Origin of the sequence: Amycolatopsis sp. NPDC059027 (assembly GCF_042739735.1) — a bacterium.
Lineage (GTDB): Bacteria > Actinomycetota > Actinomycetes > Mycobacteriales > Pseudonocardiaceae > Amycolatopsis.
Map to the genome: position 1 here is coordinate 78,772 of NZ_JBHYIK010000036.1, position 15,637 is coordinate 94,408.

General features: G+C 68.5%; 12 protein-coding genes. 6 read left to right on the forward strand and 6 right to left on the reverse strand.

Features of this window, described 5'->3' with window-relative positions; all coding sequences use genetic code 11:
• Window positions 1-38: 38 nt before the first annotated feature.
• Window positions 39-953: an SDR family oxidoreductase gene (locus ACFWY9_RS24820; protein ID WP_378340039.1), complete on the reverse strand. Its 915-nt coding sequence runs from the start codon at window positions 951-953 to the stop codon at window positions 39-41.
• 116 nt (window positions 954-1,069) lie between these two features.
• Between ACFWY9_RS24820 and ACFWY9_RS24825 the strand changes: the two genes are divergently transcribed.
• From ACFWY9_RS24825 to fbaA, 4 genes are all read left to right on the forward strand, one after another.
• Window positions 1,070-1,891, forward strand: a complete 822-nt coding sequence (locus ACFWY9_RS24825) for an LLM class F420-dependent oxidoreductase (RefSeq protein ID WP_378326231.1) — start codon at window positions 1,070-1,072, stop codon at window positions 1,889-1,891.
• Between the two features lie 137 nt (window positions 1,892-2,028).
• The gene (locus tag ACFWY9_RS24830) at window positions 2,029-3,543 is read left to right on the forward strand and encodes an AMP-binding protein (RefSeq protein WP_378326229.1); all 1,515 of its coding nucleotides are present in this window, start codon (window positions 2,029-2,031) and stop codon (window positions 3,541-3,543) included.
• Between the two features lie 113 nt (window positions 3,544-3,656).
• Window positions 3,657-5,135 (forward strand): class I adenylate-forming enzyme family protein, encoded by a 1,479-nt coding sequence (locus tag ACFWY9_RS24835; protein ID WP_378326228.1) that lies wholly within the window; start codon window positions 3,657-3,659, stop codon window positions 5,133-5,135.
• Window positions 5,136-5,240: 105 nt separating this feature from the next.
• The gene (fbaA, locus tag ACFWY9_RS24840) at window positions 5,241-6,272 is read left to right on the forward strand and encodes a class II fructose-bisphosphate aldolase (RefSeq protein ID WP_378326227.1); all 1,032 of its coding nucleotides are present in this window, start codon (window positions 5,241-5,243) and stop codon (window positions 6,270-6,272) included.
• 73 nt (window positions 6,273-6,345) lie between these two features.
• Here the strand turns inward: fbaA and ACFWY9_RS24845 are convergent, their stop codons facing one another.
• Window positions 6,346-7,524 carry a hypothetical protein gene (locus ACFWY9_RS24845; protein ID WP_378326225.1) on the reverse strand — a complete coding sequence of 393 codons (1,179 nt, stop codon included), beginning with the start codon at window positions 7,522-7,524 and terminating at the stop codon, window positions 6,346-6,348.
• Window positions 7,525-7,768: 244 nt separating this feature from the next.
• On the opposite strand from ACFWY9_RS24845, the gene ACFWY9_RS24850 reads away from it, so the two are divergent.
• The gene (locus ACFWY9_RS24850; protein WP_378326224.1) at window positions 7,769-8,182 is read left to right on the forward strand and encodes a DUF3151 domain-containing protein; all 414 of its coding nucleotides are present in this window, start codon (window positions 7,769-7,771) and stop codon (window positions 8,180-8,182) included.
• Between the two features lie 141 nt (window positions 8,183-8,323).
• On the opposite strand, the gene ACFWY9_RS24855 is transcribed toward ACFWY9_RS24850, so the two are convergent.
• The 4 genes from ACFWY9_RS24855 to ACFWY9_RS24870 all read right to left on the reverse strand — a co-directional run bounded on the left by ACFWY9_RS24855 (window position 8,324) and on the right by ACFWY9_RS24870 (window position 12,826).
• The gene (locus ACFWY9_RS24855) at window positions 8,324-9,496 is read right to left on the reverse strand and encodes a GGDEF domain-containing protein (protein WP_378326379.1); all 1,173 of its coding nucleotides are present in this window, start codon (window positions 9,494-9,496) and stop codon (window positions 8,324-8,326) included.
• A gap of 322 nt (window positions 9,497-9,818) precedes the next feature.
• Window positions 9,819-11,081, reverse strand: a complete 1,263-nt coding sequence (locus tag ACFWY9_RS24860; protein ID WP_378326223.1) for an MFS transporter — start codon at window positions 11,079-11,081, stop codon at window positions 9,819-9,821.
• A gap of 220 nt (window positions 11,082-11,301) precedes the next feature.
• Window positions 11,302-12,441: an LLM class flavin-dependent oxidoreductase gene (locus ACFWY9_RS24865; protein WP_378340040.1), complete on the reverse strand. Its 1,140-nt coding sequence runs from the start codon at window positions 12,439-12,441 to the stop codon at window positions 11,302-11,304.
• 82 nt (window positions 12,442-12,523) lie between these two features.
• Window positions 12,524-12,826 carry a hypothetical protein gene (locus ACFWY9_RS24870; RefSeq protein ID WP_378340041.1) on the reverse strand — a complete coding sequence of 101 codons (303 nt, stop codon included), beginning with the start codon at window positions 12,824-12,826 and terminating at the stop codon, window positions 12,524-12,526.
• Window positions 12,827-13,020: 194 nt separating this feature from the next.
• Here ACFWY9_RS24870 and ACFWY9_RS24875 point away from each other — a divergent pair, with 194 nt between their 5' ends.
• On the forward strand, window positions 13,021-14,919 hold the full coding sequence (locus ACFWY9_RS24875; RefSeq protein ID WP_378340042.1) for an FAD/NAD(P)-binding protein: 1,899 nt from the start codon (window positions 13,021-13,023) through the stop codon (window positions 14,917-14,919).
• The last annotated feature ends 718 nt before the right edge of the window (window positions 14,920-15,637 follow it).

Sequence of the window (15,637 nt, forward strand, 5' to 3'; positions counted from 1 at the left end):
GTGGTCAACTGTGCCCCGAGGGTGGCCTGCTGTCGAGATCAAGACCGTTTCGTCGCCGCTCGGCCGCCGTGTCCGGTGACGGACGCTTCGTACGCTCCGCGTGCCTTGACGTCTTCCAGCGCGGCCTTGTCCGCGGCCGGGACGCGGCTGCGCGAGCCGATCTCGATGATCGGCGGCAGGAAGGCGCGGAGCAGCTTGAGCCCGCCGACCCAGCGCGGCACATGGATCGTCCTGGCGCGCCGGAGGATGCCCGCTTCGAGGTTGTCGAGCGCGACGTTCAGCGGATACGTCTTGCCGATCAGGCCGGGCATGCTCCCGCGGAGCTTGCCGAACACCGGATGCGCATCGGCGCTTTCGACGAGGTCGGTGCGGATCCACGTCGGATGCGCGACGCCGACCTTGACGCCGAGATGCGCGATCTCGGCGCGGAGGCTGTTCGAGAACGCCTCGACGCCGGCTTTCGCGGCGGCGTAGTTCGCCATGCCCGGCGCGTGGGTGATCGCGGCCAGTGAGGAGATCGCGAGCAGGTAGCCGCGACGTTCGATGACGTGCGGCAGCGTGACGCGGAAGGTGCGCCAGACGCCGAGCAGGTCGACCTCGATGACCTTCTCGAACGCGGCCGGGTCCACCGAGCGCACGAAGCCCGCGGTCGCGATCCCGGCGTTGGCGATGACGACGTCGATTCCGCCGAAGTGCTCGACGACCCCGGCGGTGGCCTTCTCCAGTGCGGCCCAGTCGGTGACGTCGGCTTCCCACGCGTGCGCGTTGGGTCCGATCCGGTCGGCGACCTTCTGCTGTTCGGCGGCTTCGAGCCCGACGAGCGCGACCTTCGCCCCGTGCGCGGCGAGCCGTTCCGCGAGTCCGGCGCCGATGCCGCGGGCGGCCCCGGTGATCAGGACGACCTTGCCTTCGACCTTTTTCGGGCCGTTGAGCAGCGAAAAGGGATTGGCCACGATGCCTCCTCGGTTCCTGTGGCGGCACCGTACCTCAACCTACCCCGAGTAAGCTACTAGAAAGTAAGTTAGCCGACCCGGGCAGAAAACCGGCTTCTCCGGTGTTGGGCAGGGGCATGGGTATCGAACTGGGCAGGATCGGCATCTGGCGGCACGAGCAGGGGCTCACCCCCGAACTCGCCGTCGAACTGGAGAAACTGGGCTACGGCGCCATCTGGGTCGGCGGATCACCCTCGGGTGACCTCGAACTGGTCGAGAAGGTTCTCGACGCGACCAACCGGATCGCACTGGCGACCGGCATCGTCAACATCTGGAAGGACGACGCCGCGACGGTCGCCGCGTCCTACCGGCGGATCGCCGCCAAGCACCCGGACCGCTTCCTGCTCGGCATCGGCGCGGGACACCGTGAGCACACGCAGGAGTTCACCAAGCCCTACGCGGCGCTGGTCGACTACCTCGACGCGCTGGACAAGGGCGGCGTCCCGGTCGAGGCGCGGGCGCTCGCGGCGCTCGGCCCGAAGGTCGTCAAGCTGTCTGGGGAGCGCAGCGCGGGCGCGCACCCGTATCTGACGACGCCGGAACACACCCGGCAGGCGCGCGAAATCCTCGGCGAAGGTCCGCTGCTGGCGCCGGAACACAAGGTCGTGCTGGAGACCGATCCGGCCAAGGGTCGCGAAATCGGGCGCGCGACCGTGAAGTTCTACCTCGGCCTCGCCAACTACACCGCCAATCTGCGCAAGCTCGGTTTCACCGACGAGGACCTCGCCGGTGACGGCAGCGACCGGCTGGTCGACGCGCTCGCCCTGCACGGCGACGCCGAGACGATCGCCGCGGGGATCCGCGCGCACCTCGACGCGGGTGCCGACCACGTGACGGTCCAGGTGCTCGGCGAGGACCCGCTGCCGGGCTACCGCGCGCTCGCCGAAGTCCTGCTCTGACGTTCCGTGAATGCCACATCGGGGGACTCTGATTCCCTCGATGTGGCATTCACGGACCTTGACAGGGAAACGGTTTGGCGACGGGGTACGGGGCCGGAGCAGACTGGTGGGCAGGACCAGACTGGGAGGCTGCGATCTTGCCCACCGACAACTACGTCGAACCGATCCTCGCCGCGCTCGCCACCGATCCGGACTGCGTGGTCAGCCGCCAGGACGGCGGCGAAACCTTCACCCGTGGTGAATTCGCCGCACTGATCTACCGCTTCGCCCGCGTCTTCGCCGAGCACGGTGTCCGTCCGGGCGCCACCGTCACGCTGTTGTCGCCGAACCGCGCCGAAGTCCTTGCCGCGCGCTATGCCGCCGGGCTGCTCGGCGCCCGTGTCGTTTCGCTCTACGAGGGCATGGCCGTGGCGACCCAGGCCGCCATTGTGTCCGATGTGGACACCGATCTGCTCGTGGTCGATCCCGCGTTGTCCGCCAACGCGATCGAAATCCTTGCTACCGCGCCGGTCAAAGCGGTGCTCGGCTTTGGGCCGGGGTCGCCGGGCGCGGATTTGCTCGCACTCGCCGAGGCCGCGGCCCCGAGTCCGCTGGAGCCGTACCCGGTCTCCCCGGACGACATCTTCAGCATCCGCCACACCGGCGGGACCACGGGACACCCCAAGGGAATCCTGCTGCCGTTCCGGTCCCCGCTGGCACTGGTCGACTTCGCGAGGTCGGTGTCGCCCGAGTCCGGCAAGGTCCAGCTGGTCTTCACGCCGCTCGGGCACATAGCGGGCTCCATCGTCGACGCCGTCCTTGTCAGCGGCGGTGAACTCGTGCTGCGGCAAGGGTTCGACGCGGCCGCCGTGCTGGCGGCGGTCGAGCGGTACCGCGTCACGGATCTCCTCGTGCTGCCACCGCACCTCTACGCACTGATGGACCACCCGGCGGCCGACAAGCACGACCTGTCCAGTCTCCGGCAGATCGGCTACGGCGGATGCCCGGCTTCCCCCGCTCGGCTCGCCGAAGCCGTCGACAGGTTCGGCCCGGTCCTCCTGCAGGTGTACGGCGCCACCGAGGCCGGGGGCATCGCCTTCCTCAGCCCCGAGGAACACGCCCGCCCCGAACTGCTCGCCACCGTGGGAAAACCGCATCCGGCCGCCACGATCGCGATCCGCGATCCGGAAGGCCGCGATCTGCCGACCGGCGAGCCCGGCGAGATCTGCGTCCGGTCACCGCTGGGCGGGCTCGGGTACTGGCGTGATCCCGAGGCCACCGCGCGGGTGTGGCGGGACGGCTGGGTGCACACCGGGGACGCGGGCTTCTTCGACGAGGAGGGCTATCTGCACCTGTCCGGGCGGCTCAGGGACATCATCATCGTGGTGGGCGGGCACGTGTACCCGTTGGAACTGGAGGAAATCCTCCTCGGTCACCCGGCGGTCGGCGCGGTGGCGGTGTACGGCGTCGCCGACGCGGACCGGACGGAACGGGTCCACGCGGCGATCGTGCCCAAACCGGGGCAAACCGCCGAACTCGGCGAGCTGCGCGAGTTCGTCACCGAGCGGCTGGGAGCGATGTACGCGCCCCACGAGGTCCACCTGGTCGACGAGATTCCGCTCACCGACGCGGGAAAGCCCGACCTGAAACTCCTGCGCTCGAAAGCGGGATAACGTCCATTCCGGCGGCCTTGGCGGAATTTTCCGTCGGATGACAGCGAATTCCTTGAGTTCAAGTTTACTTGAGGGTTCACCCTGGTTCGTGATCTTGAACCAGGGAGGAACCCATGACCGGTAACTACGTCGCCTCGATCCTCGCCGCGCTCGCCGTCGAGCCGGACACCGTGGCGTGTGTCCAGCCCGACGGCACCGAGGTGCGCCGGGGTGACCTGGCCGCGCTCGTCCACCGGATGGCCCGCGGGCTGGCCGGGCACGGTGTCGGACCGGGCTCGACCGTGACGACGCTGTCCGCCAACCGGGTCGAAATGCTCGCCGCGCGGTACGCCGTCAGCCTGATCGGTGCCCGCGTCGTCAACCTGTACGAGGGGATCGCGCCGGCGATCCAGACCGCCATTGTGTCCGATGTGGACACTGACGTGCTGCTGGTCGACCCCGATCTCGCCGTCCGCGCCAAGGAACTCGGCGAGCACCCGGCGATGGAGCTCACGTTCGACGACCTGCTCGCCTCGGCCACCGACACGACGCCGATGGCACCGCATCCGGTCGGCGAGGAGGACGTGTTCTGCATCCGGCACACCGGCGGCACCACCGGGCACCCCAAGGGGATTCCGTGGAGTTTCCGCACCCACGCCGGAATCGTCGAGTTCATGAGCACCTACATCAGCCCGGACACGGTCCAGCTCGTCTGCGCCACGCTCGCGCACATCGCCGGGCAGAGCGCCGACGCGATCCTCCTCGCCGGCGGCCGGCTCGTGCTGCTGGCGCGCTTCGACGCGGGCAAGGTCTTCGAAGCGGTCGAGCGGTACCGGGCCACCGACCTGATCGTGCTGCCACCGCTGCTCTACGCGCTGATGGATCACCCGGCGGTCGACCAGCACGACCTGTCCAGCCTTCGGCAGATCAACTACGGCGGATGCCCCGCCTCGCCGGAGCGGATCAGGGCCGCGATGAAGCGGTTCGGGCCGGTGCTGGCCCAGGCCTACGGGACCAACGAAGCAGGCGGCATCGCGCTGTTGAGCCCGGAGGAACACCAGCGGCCCGAGCTGCTCGAGACCGCGGGACGGCCCCTGCCCGGCATCGAGGTGGCGATCCGGGACGAAGAGGACCGGGATCTCCCGGCAGGCGAGCGCGGCGAGGTGTGTGTGAAGTCCGCGTCGAGTGCCACGCACTACTGGCGTAATCCCGAGCTGAGCGCCCAGGTGTTCCGCGACGGCTGGGTGCACACCGGCGACGTCGGCTTCCTCGACGACGAGGGCTATCTGCATCTGAGCGGGCGGATCAAGGACATGATCATCGTGGTCGGCGGGCACGCGTATCCCGCCGAACTCGAAGAGGTGCTGTTCGGGCATCCGGCCGTCGCGCAGGTCGCGGTGTACGGCGTGCCCGACGAGGACCGGATGGAGCGCATCCACGTCGCGGTGTCGCCGGCGCCCGGCCGGACGCTCACGATCGAGGAAGTCCGCGAGTTCGTCACCGAGCGCTTGGGGGCGATGTACGCGCCGCACGCGCTGCATCTGGTCGACGAGATTCCGCTCACCGACGTCGGCAAGCCCGACCTGAAGCTGCTGCGGGCCGCTGCGGGATGATGTGGGCGAGGCCATGGGACCGGTGTGCCGTGCCGGTCCACCTCGTACGATGCGCCCGAAAGCCCAAGCGCCCTTTCGAGGAGGGCCTTTCCGAGGAGGAGAACGATGCCCATCGCCACCCCCGAGGTCTACGCGGAGATGCTCGACCGGGCCAAGGCGAACGAGTTCGCCTACCCGGCCATCAACGTGACCTCGTCGGAAACCTTGAACGCCGCGATCCGCGGGTTCGCCGAGGCGGAGAGCGACGGCATCATCCAGTTCTCCACCGGCGGCGCCGAGTTCGCGTCCGGCCAGAAGGTCAAGGACATGGTCACCGGCTCGGTCGCGCTGGCCGAGTTCGCGCAGGTCGTCGCCGCCAAGTACGACGTCAACGTCGCCCTGCACACCGACCACTGCCCGAAGGACAAGCTGGACGGCTTCGTCCGGCCGCTGATCGAGATCTCGGCGGAGCGGGTCAAGAACGGTCAGCACCCGCTGTTCCAGTCGCACATGTGGGACGGTTCGGCGATCGATCTCGACGAGAACCTGGAGATCGCTCAGGAACTGCTCGCCAAGGCGGCCGCTGCGAACATCATCCTCGAGGTCGAGATCGGCGTCGTCGGCGGTGAAGAGGACGGCGTCGCGCACGACATCAACGAGAAGCTGTACACCGCCGAGGGTGACTTCCTGAAGACGATCGACGCGCTCGGCTCCGGCGAGAATGGCCGCTACCTGCTGGCCGCGACCTTCGGCAACGTGCACGGCGTGTACAAGCCGGGCAACGTCAAGCTGCGCCCGGACGTGCTCAAGGGCGGTCAGGAAGCGGCCGCCAAGAAGCTGGGCCTCGCGGCCGGGTCGAAGCCGTTCGAGTTGGTGTTCCACGGCGGGTCCGGTTCGCTGCCGGAGGAGATCCGCGAGGCCGTGTCGTACGGCGTGGTGAAGATGAACGTCGACACCGACACGCAGTACGCGTTCACCCGCCCGATCGCGGACCACTTCTTCAAGAACTACGACGGCGTGCTGAAGATCGACGGCGAGGTCGGCAACAAGAAGGTCTACGACCCGCGCAGCTACCTCAAGGCCGCGGAGGCCGGGATGGCCGCCCGCGTCGTCGAGGCCGCCCAGTCGCTCGGCTCGGCGGGCAACAAGCTGAGCTGAAGGGGACTTTCCTCGCGTTAGACGAGCTGAAGGGGACTTTCCTCGCATCGCATGCGACGAAAGTCCCCTTCAGCTATTTGCGGAGCCGGAGTGCGGGCAGCCTGGTCGCGGCGGCCCACAGCGCGAAGACGCCGACGAGCGCGACCCCGGCCGTCCAGTACGCGAGCGGCGGTGCGGATTCGGTGTGCGCGTCGCCGAGGATCCACGGCCGGAACTGCGCCTGGAGCCACAGCGCGCCATAGCCGAACGCGGTGACCAGCAGGGCCCCGATCCCGGCGGTGAGCAGCGCGTGCTCCCGGCCGATCCGGTAGGCGACGTCGATCGCGAGGCCGACCGCGAGCAGGTAGAACGGCACGGTCGACACCGGGAAGCCCATCCCGAGCAGAAGCGGCCACATCACCGCGCGGTAGGCCACGTACGCGGCCGCGACCGTCGTCGCCGCCCAGCGGGTCCCGACGGTCTTGCGAGCGAGCGCGAGGATCAGCGCCATCACGCCGATGCCCCACAGCGGGTAGACCCACTCCGGGATCGGCATCGTGAAGTGCAGGACCGCCGTCCGGTCGACGGGGTGCCCGATCTGGTTCGCGGCGAAGTCCAGCAGCGTCGGCTCCGCCTCCGGCGTCCCGCGTTCCCAGGCCCGCAGCCCGAGGATGCCGTACTCCTGCTGGCCGTTCGGGAAGAACGTGTTCTCCAGGAAGAACGCCCACAGCGCGAGCAGTACCCCGGTGCGGAACCTGCCGGGCTTCGACAGCTTCAGCCAGCCGTCGAGCACGCCGGCCTGCATGATGCCGGTGCCCAGGTAGAGCATCATGTGCGACGGGCTCCACGCGGTCAGGTCGAGGCCGTTGACGCGGTGGTTGATGACGTCGAGCGGCGCGGCGACCAGGAACACGACGAGCCCGATCTGCATCAGCCGCAGCGAGCGTTTGTCGCAGCCCATGCCGGTGTAGCTGTGGATCGCCACCAGTACCAGGACGATCACGGTGCCGACGGTGTTGATCAGGTGCGGCGGGGCGAGATCGTCCCGCAGCCACATGAAGTGCCACGACATGTCCCACGACGAGCCCAGCAGCTTGAAGGCGAACGCGACCAGCCACATCCCGTAGCAGAAGCGCAGCACCCAGTCCGGTGTCGGCGTGCCCGGTGCGCCGCGGTGCCAGTGTCGCTGGAAGAACAGCTTCGTCTTCCCGACCGGGCCGCGGGGAACGACGTCCGGCCCGAGGGCCCCGGTGACGTCTCCTGCCTTTGTCATGCGGGCCATCATCCCTGCTCATCCGGACGTCCGGGCGAAAACGTGGCAGATACCGCGAAAACCAGGGTTCACCCGTAGGGGTGGCGGATTTGCCTCGGACCCGCCGGGGACGGCATGGTGTCCGGCCATGATGCCCAAACGTGTTGTCGCCGCGGTGGTCATCGCCGCGCTCGTGCTCGCCGGTGGCGGCGTGCTCGGGAGTCTCTTCTTCTAGGCCGGTGAGGGTCTGGGCAGAATGGCGGGTATGACGCACGCCAACCTGCTCGGCCCCGAGCCGACGCTGCTGCCCGAGCACACCGCCGCACAGGCCGCGCTGGCCGCCGGGACCGATCCGGCGACCGTCGCCGCGGAGCACCCGTACTTCAGCGAGGCGTGGGCCGCGCTGGCCGAGAAGGCCCTGGACGCGGACGACGCCGTCGCCGCGTACGCCTACGCTCGCACCGGCTACCACCGCGGTCTCGACCAGCTGCGCCGCGCCGGCTGGAAGGGCTTCGGCCCGGTGCCGTGGTCGCACCGCCCCAACCAGGGCTTCCTGCGCGCGCTGGCGGCGCTGGCCCGCGCCGCGGGCAAGATCGGCGAATCCGAGGAGTACGACCGCTGCCGCCAGTTCCTCACCGACTCCGACCCGGCCGCCGCCGAAGCCACCGGCCTCGCCTGACGCACCCCCGAATGCCGTTAAGGCCACCTTATGGGCTCCATCCATGCCCCCGCCGCCCTCAACGGACGCGCTGCGCGCGACTGGACTGGATTCAACGCCCGTAAGGTGGCCTTAACGGCATGGGCCTCGGGGAGTTTGGGCCTAAGCCACCGCGGCGAGTGCGGGTGAGGCGACCGAACCGACCACGCGATTGCGTCCGCCATGTTTGGCGGCGTAAACAGCCGCGTCGGCGGACGCCATCACCTCCTCCACACTGGACCCGTCGAGCGGATACGACGCGACGCCGATCGACGCCGTCTGGCGTTGGATCGCCACCGCTTCGCCCTCGTTGGTCCTGGTGTCGATGACGAGTTCGCTGACCCGTTGCCGGATCCGCTCGGCCGTCACGATGGCGTCCTCTTTGGACGTCGCGGGCAGGAGCGCGACGAACTCCTCGCCGCCGAAGCGGCCGACGAGGTCGTGCGCCCTGGTCTCGGCCTTCACCACCGCGGCGACCGCCTTGAGAACGTCGTCACCCGCGAGGTGGCCGTAGGTGTCGTTGATGCGCTTGAAGTGATCGAGGTCGATCATGAGCGCGCCGAAACCGCCCCCTTCGCGTTCGGCGCGGGAGATTTCCCGCTGCGCGCCGTCCTGCCAGGTCGTGGCGTTGAGCAGTTGCGTCTTCTGGTCCGTGGTCGCCAGTTCCTCCAGCCGCTTGACCAGCACGGAACGCTGCAGCACGTACAGCGGCAGGATCACCAGCACCGAGAGCAGCGGCTCGTTCTGCAGCACCATCACCAGCAGGCCGCCGACGCACAAAGTGGACAGTTCGAGCAGGTTGTCGTCCATCCCGCCGAGGCACGATTCGGCCGTCGCGGACTCGGGCTCGGCGAGGTAGAGGCCGAGACCGGTGAGCGCGGTGTTGACGACGAAGAAGGCGAGCGCCGCGGCGCAAACAATCGTGACTCCGTTGGTGGCGGGCAGAAAATCCCCCACGAGCCCAGCCGTACATCCGGAGAGGATCATTGTCGTCGCGTTGGCCGCGACGCGGTGCGGCTGCGCGGGGCGGATGCCCTGCCAGCTACGCAGTGCCATGTAGACGTACAGGACGACGCCGAGCGCGGCGACGAGGTGGACGGGCAGCAGCAGGCCGCCGGGGAGCAGCCACACCGACGTCATGTTGACGTGGGGGCCATTGCTCAGGATGCGGCGCTGGCGCTCGATGCGACGGGTGACTTCGGACTGTGTCACCGCGAGCGCGGCCAGCAGGGAGAAGAGTCCGACGTGCTTCCACGTGACCGGGATCACCAGGGTGCTGACCGTCGTCCAGATCAGTGTCACGGCCAGTGCGCTCAGCGTCGCAACGATCCAGCGGCGCGGCCGTGACCACAGCGCCCACTCGGCAACACCAGAAATCACTCGTTGTCCAGTGTGTTCCCCCGATGTGACCATTTTTCCCCCAACCCCTTGCGCGGGTGTCCGGTTACAAAACACTCACGCACAGTTTCAGCCCGTTCGCCGCCTGTCCACAAGGGCTTTGAGTGTGTACTTTTTCCCTGACGCCGGAGTGAAGGGTGGCCAGCGATGCGCGGCAAAGACCAGTGACCGCAAGCGCACCGCAGAGGTCGCGCAGGTAGAGCCTCACGCGCGGAGCACGTTAGGCGTGTTCGGCGCGTGCGGCTTCTTCATCGATCCAGCGGCTCGGCTCCGCGAGCACGGCCCGCTGCCACACGAGTGCCAACGGCACCGTCAGCACGACTCCGACGACCCCGAAGATGCCGACGGTCGTCTGGGCGCTGACCTGATCCGCGAGGATACCGCCGATCAGCGGGCTGATACCCATCATCGTGGTCAGCCCGGTGTTGGACAGGCCCATCGCCTGCGCCCGGTGCTCGTCCGGCACCGCGAGCGTCAAGGAGGCCGTGGCCTGCAGTAACGCCACCGTGCCGAAGCCGCCGGACACGATGAACAGCACGATCGACACGACCGGCCCCGGTTGCAGGAAACAGAGCAACAGCGGAACAGCGGTGAGCGCGGACAGCGGTCCGATGAGCTTCGGCCGCACCCGCGCGGGCACCCACCGGGTGTAGACGAAGGTGAAGATGACGCTGCCGATCGGGTCGGCCGCCAGCAGCAGGCCGATCACCTGCGGGCCGCCGCCCGACGCCGAAACGTAGGGCGCCGCGATCCCCTCGTAGACCGGGAGCAGGCCCATCAGCCAGGTGAAGATCACCAGCGTGCGCAGCGCGGAGTTGGCGAACGCGATCCGGCCGCCCGCGCCGAGGCTCGCGAAGAACGACTTGCGTTTCTCCTTGTTCGGCGCCGCGGCCGGTCGCGCGTGGACGCCGAACCGGACGAACGTCGCCGAAAGGACGAAGGTCACCGCGTCGAGCACCAGGGCCAGCCGCGGGTCGAGCGCGGTGAGCAACGCGCCGCCGCCGGCGAAGCCGAGCAACTGTGCCGATTGGACGGTCATGCTGCGGATGCCCATGCCGACCACGAACCGGTCGCCTTCGAGCACCTGCGGCAGCAGCGCCAGCTGGGACGCCTTGAACGGCGGGTTCAGCAGGGAAACCGCGCCGACCAGCACGCACATCACCCAGAACGGCAGTCCCGGGATCGCGACCAGCAGGATCAGCCCGGCCCGCATCAGGTCGACGGCGACCATCACGCTGCGGCGCGGGAAGCGGTCGGCGAGGCCGGTGAGGAACACGCCGCCGAGCAGGGAAGGCGCGTACGTCAGCGCGTATGTCAGGCCGGTGAGCGTCGCGGAATTCGTGCCGGTGAACACCAGGATCGACAGCGCCACCCTGGCGAGCTGGTCGCCCGCGATCGACAACAGCTCGCCGAACCACAGCGCTCGGAATTCGGGAACGCCGAATACCTCGCGAAATGTGACCCGGGCCGACGGTGGTGCCATGCGTTCTTCTCCCCGGCTTCGTGTGCAGACCGTACTGCACCGGTGACCAGGTGGAGACCTGCGGGGGCTAGTCGTCACCGCCTAGTCACGATAAGTGAGTTGCCGGGGTCAGTGTCTCGTGCGGCGTTGGTGAATCTCTAGGTTCTTTCGCCGGTATCTCGCCTGCTACCGAAGTTTTTCGATCGCAGACGTTCGGTAATCGTGATCAAGCGCCCCTTGATCAGCCGTCGACGGCGAGCGCGTCCGGCGCCGGTGTGCCGGTGGCCGTCCGTTCGGCGTCACGCTTCGCGACTTCCTCGCGGACGATCGGGATGACGTGGCGGCCGAAGTCGATCGTGTCGCCGAGCATGTCGTAGCCGCGGGCGGACAGGATGTCGATACCGAGGTCGTAGTAGTCCAGCAAGGCCTGCGCGACCGTCTCCGGCGTCCCGACCAGTGCGTTCGAGTTCCCCGCGCCGCCGGTCGCGGCCGAGGTCGGCGTCCAGAGCGCGCGGTCGAACCGCTCACCGCGTTCGGCGATCTCGAGCAGCCGCTGGGAACCGGTGTTCTCCGGATCGGTCAGCCGGTGACGGCGGGTCAGTGGCTGACCGCCCGCAGTGCGTTCCTTGATGGCGCCGACTGTGCGATACGCCTTCTCCCACGCGAGTTCCTCGGTAGGCGCGATGATCGGACGAAACGCGACCTGGATGCGCGGGACTTCGGTGCGGCCCGCTGCCTTCGCGGCCTCGGCGACGGCTTCGATCTGCTCCGCCGTCTGCGCGAGCGGCTCGCCCCACAGGCAGTAGATGTCGGCCTCCGCGCCACCGGCGGCGTACGCGGCAGGCGACGATCCGCCGAACGACACGTTCGGCCTCGGCTGCTGCACTGGGCGGATGTCGCTGACGAAGTCGGCGAAGCGGTAGTACTCGCCTTCGTGGTCGAATGGCTCCGGCGAAGTCCACGCGCGCTTGACGATCTGGATGTACTCGCGGGTGCGGTCGTAGCGCTGGTCCTTGGTCAGGTAGTCGCCCTCGCGTTGCTGCTCGTGGTCGTTGCCGCCGGTGATGAAGTGCACGGTCAGGCGACCGCCGGAAATCTGGTCGAGGCTGGCGAACGTCTTCGCCGCGAAGGTCGGATAGGACACGTTCGGCCGATGCGCCAGCAGGATCTGCAGGGTGTCGAGCTTCGTCGCGACGTACGCCGCCGCCTGCGCGGGGTCCGGTGAACCGGAGCCGTACGCGAACAACACCCGATCCCAGCCGAAATCCTCGTGCGCGCGGGCCAACCGCAATGTGTACTCCTTGTCGAAGACGCCGCCGGATCGCGCGTGCGTTTCCGAACCGTCGTGCGTTCCCCCGATGCCCAGGAATTCGACCGGCATGCCGCCACCCCATTTCGTCGTCCCTTTCCACGGCTACGCCCTCGGCGTACGGAACGGCAACGACGTCCGGCTGCTGGGAAGATCAGGAACAGCGCCGGAGCCGGCGATAGCGCTCGATGACCTCGACGGAGTCCCGGACCTGCTCGAACGACGGTGCCGCGGCGCGGTTGAAGACCACGGTCAGCGAGCGCTTCTCGATCACCACGAACTCGGCGTCGATCCCGGCTTCCGTCGCGGCCGCGTCGACGATTTCGCGCCAGCGCGGGGGATCGATCCGATCGCCTGCCCATTCGTGGCAGAAGATCGCCCACCGGCCGTGGCGCAGTGTGTCGACCACATCCTTGGCCGTCGGTGCCTTGTCCGGCCTGCGGATGTCATCGGACACCTCTGCCGCCTCCCCGTCCGCGCGCGGAAGACGGCGTGCCGGAACTCTGCTGCGCGATCATCGACGATCCTTTCCGTGCCGGACAGATAGCAGGGATTCGGCGCCGTGCGCACGGTGGTTTGCGGGATCTTTCCGCCGGTGTCCGCACTGTGGGAACTTCCCGCCGCGGCACCGGCCCGGCGTAACTTCGGGGCGTGGCCGAAGATCCGCCGTTCACACTCGCCGTCGTGGGCGCCGGACCGCGTGGGGTCGGCGTCCTCGAAAGGCTTGCCGCGAACGCTCCGGAGCTGCTCTCCGGGCGGCTCGTCGTGCATCTGATCGACCCGTTCCCGCCCGGACCGGGCCGGGTCTGGCGTTATGCGCAGTCCCCGCTGCTGCGCATGAATTCGATGGCCGAGGACGTCACGGTGTTCACCGACGACTCGGTGCGGATCGACGGGCCGATCCTGCCGGGCCCCTCCCTCATCGAATGGGCGCGTCAGGTGCGTGACGGCACGCTCGACGCGCAGGTGCCCGTCGGCGTGCGGTCCGAGCTGGACTCGCTGGCGGGCACGGAATTCCCGACCCGGCGGCTGCAAAGTGCTTACCTGGACTGGTTTTACCGGAAGGTGCTCGCGGAACTGCCCGACGGCGTCGAGGTCGTCGAGCATCGTGCGCACGCGGTCCGGGTCGAGGACGGGAATCCGCAGCGGGTGTGGCTCGACGGTGTCGACAAGCCCGTGATCGCCGACGCGGTGATGTTCACCGTGGGCCACATCGACGCGGAACCCGACGGACGGGAGAGTGAACTCGCCGATTTCGCCGTCCAGCACGGCCTGGCTTACTACCCGGCCGGGTACACCGCCGACGTCGACTACGGGGCCGTCCCAGCCGGGGAACCGGTGCTGGTGCGGGGATTCGGGCTCGCCTTCGTGGATCTCATGTTGCTGCTGACCGAGGGGCGCGGCGGCCGGTTCGAGAAACTGACGTGCGGCGGGCTGCGCTATCACCCGAGCGGCGCCGAGCCGGTGCTGTACGTCGGCTCGCGCCGCGGTGTGCCCTATCACGCGAAAATCGGCTACCGGCTGCGGGGGAAGCCCTTGCAGCTACCCAAGTTTTTCGATGCCTACGCGATAGAAAAGCTGTGCGAGGTACCTGGGCCTCTGCACTTCCGCCGCGACGTGTGGCCGGTGATCGCGAAGGAGATCGCCTGGGGGTACTACAGCGAACTGTTCACCGGGCATCCGGACCGGGTCCAGCTCGACTTCGCCGTGTTCGCTGACGCTTTCGCCGATACACCATGGGATTCCGCGGAAATGACGTCGTTGATCGACCGCGCCGTTCCCGCCGAGCAGGACCGGCTCGATCTGTCCGCTTTGGACCGTCCGCTGACCGGCCTGTGGACCGGTTCCGCCGAGGAGTTCGGCAAGGAACTGCGGGAGTACGTCGAGGCGGATCTTTCCCGGCGCGCCGACAGTGAGTTCAGTGCCGACCTCGGCGCGTTCATGGCCTTGCTTTCGGTGTACGGCCAGCTTCCCGGCCTGGTGGGCACCGGCCGTCTCGACGCGGCTTCGCAACTGTCCGATCTGGACGGATGGTTCCACGGGTTCTTCTCGTACTTCGCCAGTGGGCCACCGCCACGACGGCTGGAGGAACTGCTGGCGCTGCAAGATGCCGGACTGGTTTCCTTCGTGGGCGCGGAAATGCGGGTGCGCGCGGACACCTCTCGCGGTCTGTTCGCCGCCTCCGGCGTGAGCTTTCCCGGCGAGGTCACGGCACGGACGCTGATCGAAGCACGGCTGCCGAACGCCAGTGTCGGGCGCGCGTCGGACGTATTGCTACAGCAGCTGCGCGATTCCGGGGAACTCGTCGAGGAGTCCATTGTGGATTCGACGACCGGTGACCGGCTGTCGTCAGGGCGAATCCACACTCGGGTGAGCGACTCGCGGATGCTGGACGGTGCGGGCGAGGCACGGCCACATCGCTTCGCTGTCGGCCCGCACACGAGCGCGCGTTCGGCCGCGGCGTTCACGCGGCCACGGACCAACGCGGCGTCCTTCCGCCAGAACGACGCGGTGGCGCGGGAGATTCTGCGGCTGACCGGCGAGCGTTGACGCGCTCGCTGTGGGCCGGTGCCGGGCCTGCGGTGTGACTGCGCCAAGGGCGTCCCTGGGTGCGGTGGATGTGACAAGGGCGTCCCTCGGTGCGGTGGACGCACCCAGGGCGTCCCTCGGCCTCGCCGCGTCCAGTGCCCGGTTCGGCGCGATGTCCCGGACGCGTCGTTGGCGACGATGAACGTCTCGAACGGAGCGTTCGCGACAGACGATGCCGCCACTAGGCGCCCCACCGTCACCACCAGCCACAAGCGCACCACTCACCTCACAGGCCACACCCTGCCAGTGCGCCGAACGCCCTGAAGGGGAGCCTTCACAGCACTCAGCGCTCCCAAGGACCCTTTCACGGCGACACTATCCACAAAGGACACATCCGGTGGTTCGCAATGTCATTCATGCGGGCCATCCGAACACCGATGGAGTCAGGTGCGGTGGCTCGGACGAAGCGTCGTCCGGGACACCGTCACAGCGCCCCGCCACGGATTTCCGCGCAGGTCGGCCGAGTCGCGAACGGCACATCGCCGACGTTCAACGCCGGGGCCGCGCCGTTCGCGACTCCTGCCGTTGCCGGGGTCCCCGTGTCCGCAACGCGTCGTTGAGGACGGTCAACGTCCCCAACGGAGCTCGGGTTCATGGGGTGGTTGCAACACCGGTTGTGGTCGGAGGTTGTGATGCCGAATGTGGTGTTGCCGCGGGGTGTGCGGGTGCGGTTTTGGGA

Excerpts from the sequence above, each read along its gene's own strand:
- ACFWY9_RS24850 (WP_378326224.1), top strand. The coding sequence starts at position 7,769 with ATGACGCACGCCAACCTGCTCGGCCCCGAGCCGACGCTGCTGCCCGAG.
- ACFWY9_RS24845 (WP_378326225.1), bottom strand. The coding sequence starts at position 7,524 with ATGACAAAGGCAGGAGACGTCACCGGGGCCCTCGGGCCGGACGTCGTT.
- ACFWY9_RS24835 (WP_378326228.1), top strand. The coding sequence starts at position 3,657 with ATGACCGGTAACTACGTCGCCTCGATCCTCGCCGCGCTCGCCGTCGAG.
- ACFWY9_RS24825 (WP_378326231.1), top strand. The coding sequence starts at position 1,070 with ATGGGTATCGAACTGGGCAGGATCGGCATCTGGCGGCACGAGCAGGGG.
- ACFWY9_RS24865 (WP_378340040.1), bottom strand. The coding sequence starts at position 12,441 with ATGCCGGTCGAATTCCTGGGCATCGGGGGAACGCACGACGGTTCGGAA.
- fbaA (WP_378326227.1), top strand. The coding sequence starts at position 5,241 with ATGCCCATCGCCACCCCCGAGGTCTACGCGGAGATGCTCGACCGGGCC.
- ACFWY9_RS24860 (WP_378326223.1), bottom strand. The coding sequence starts at position 11,081 with ATGGCACCACCGTCGGCCCGGGTCACATTTCGCGAGGTATTCGGCGTT.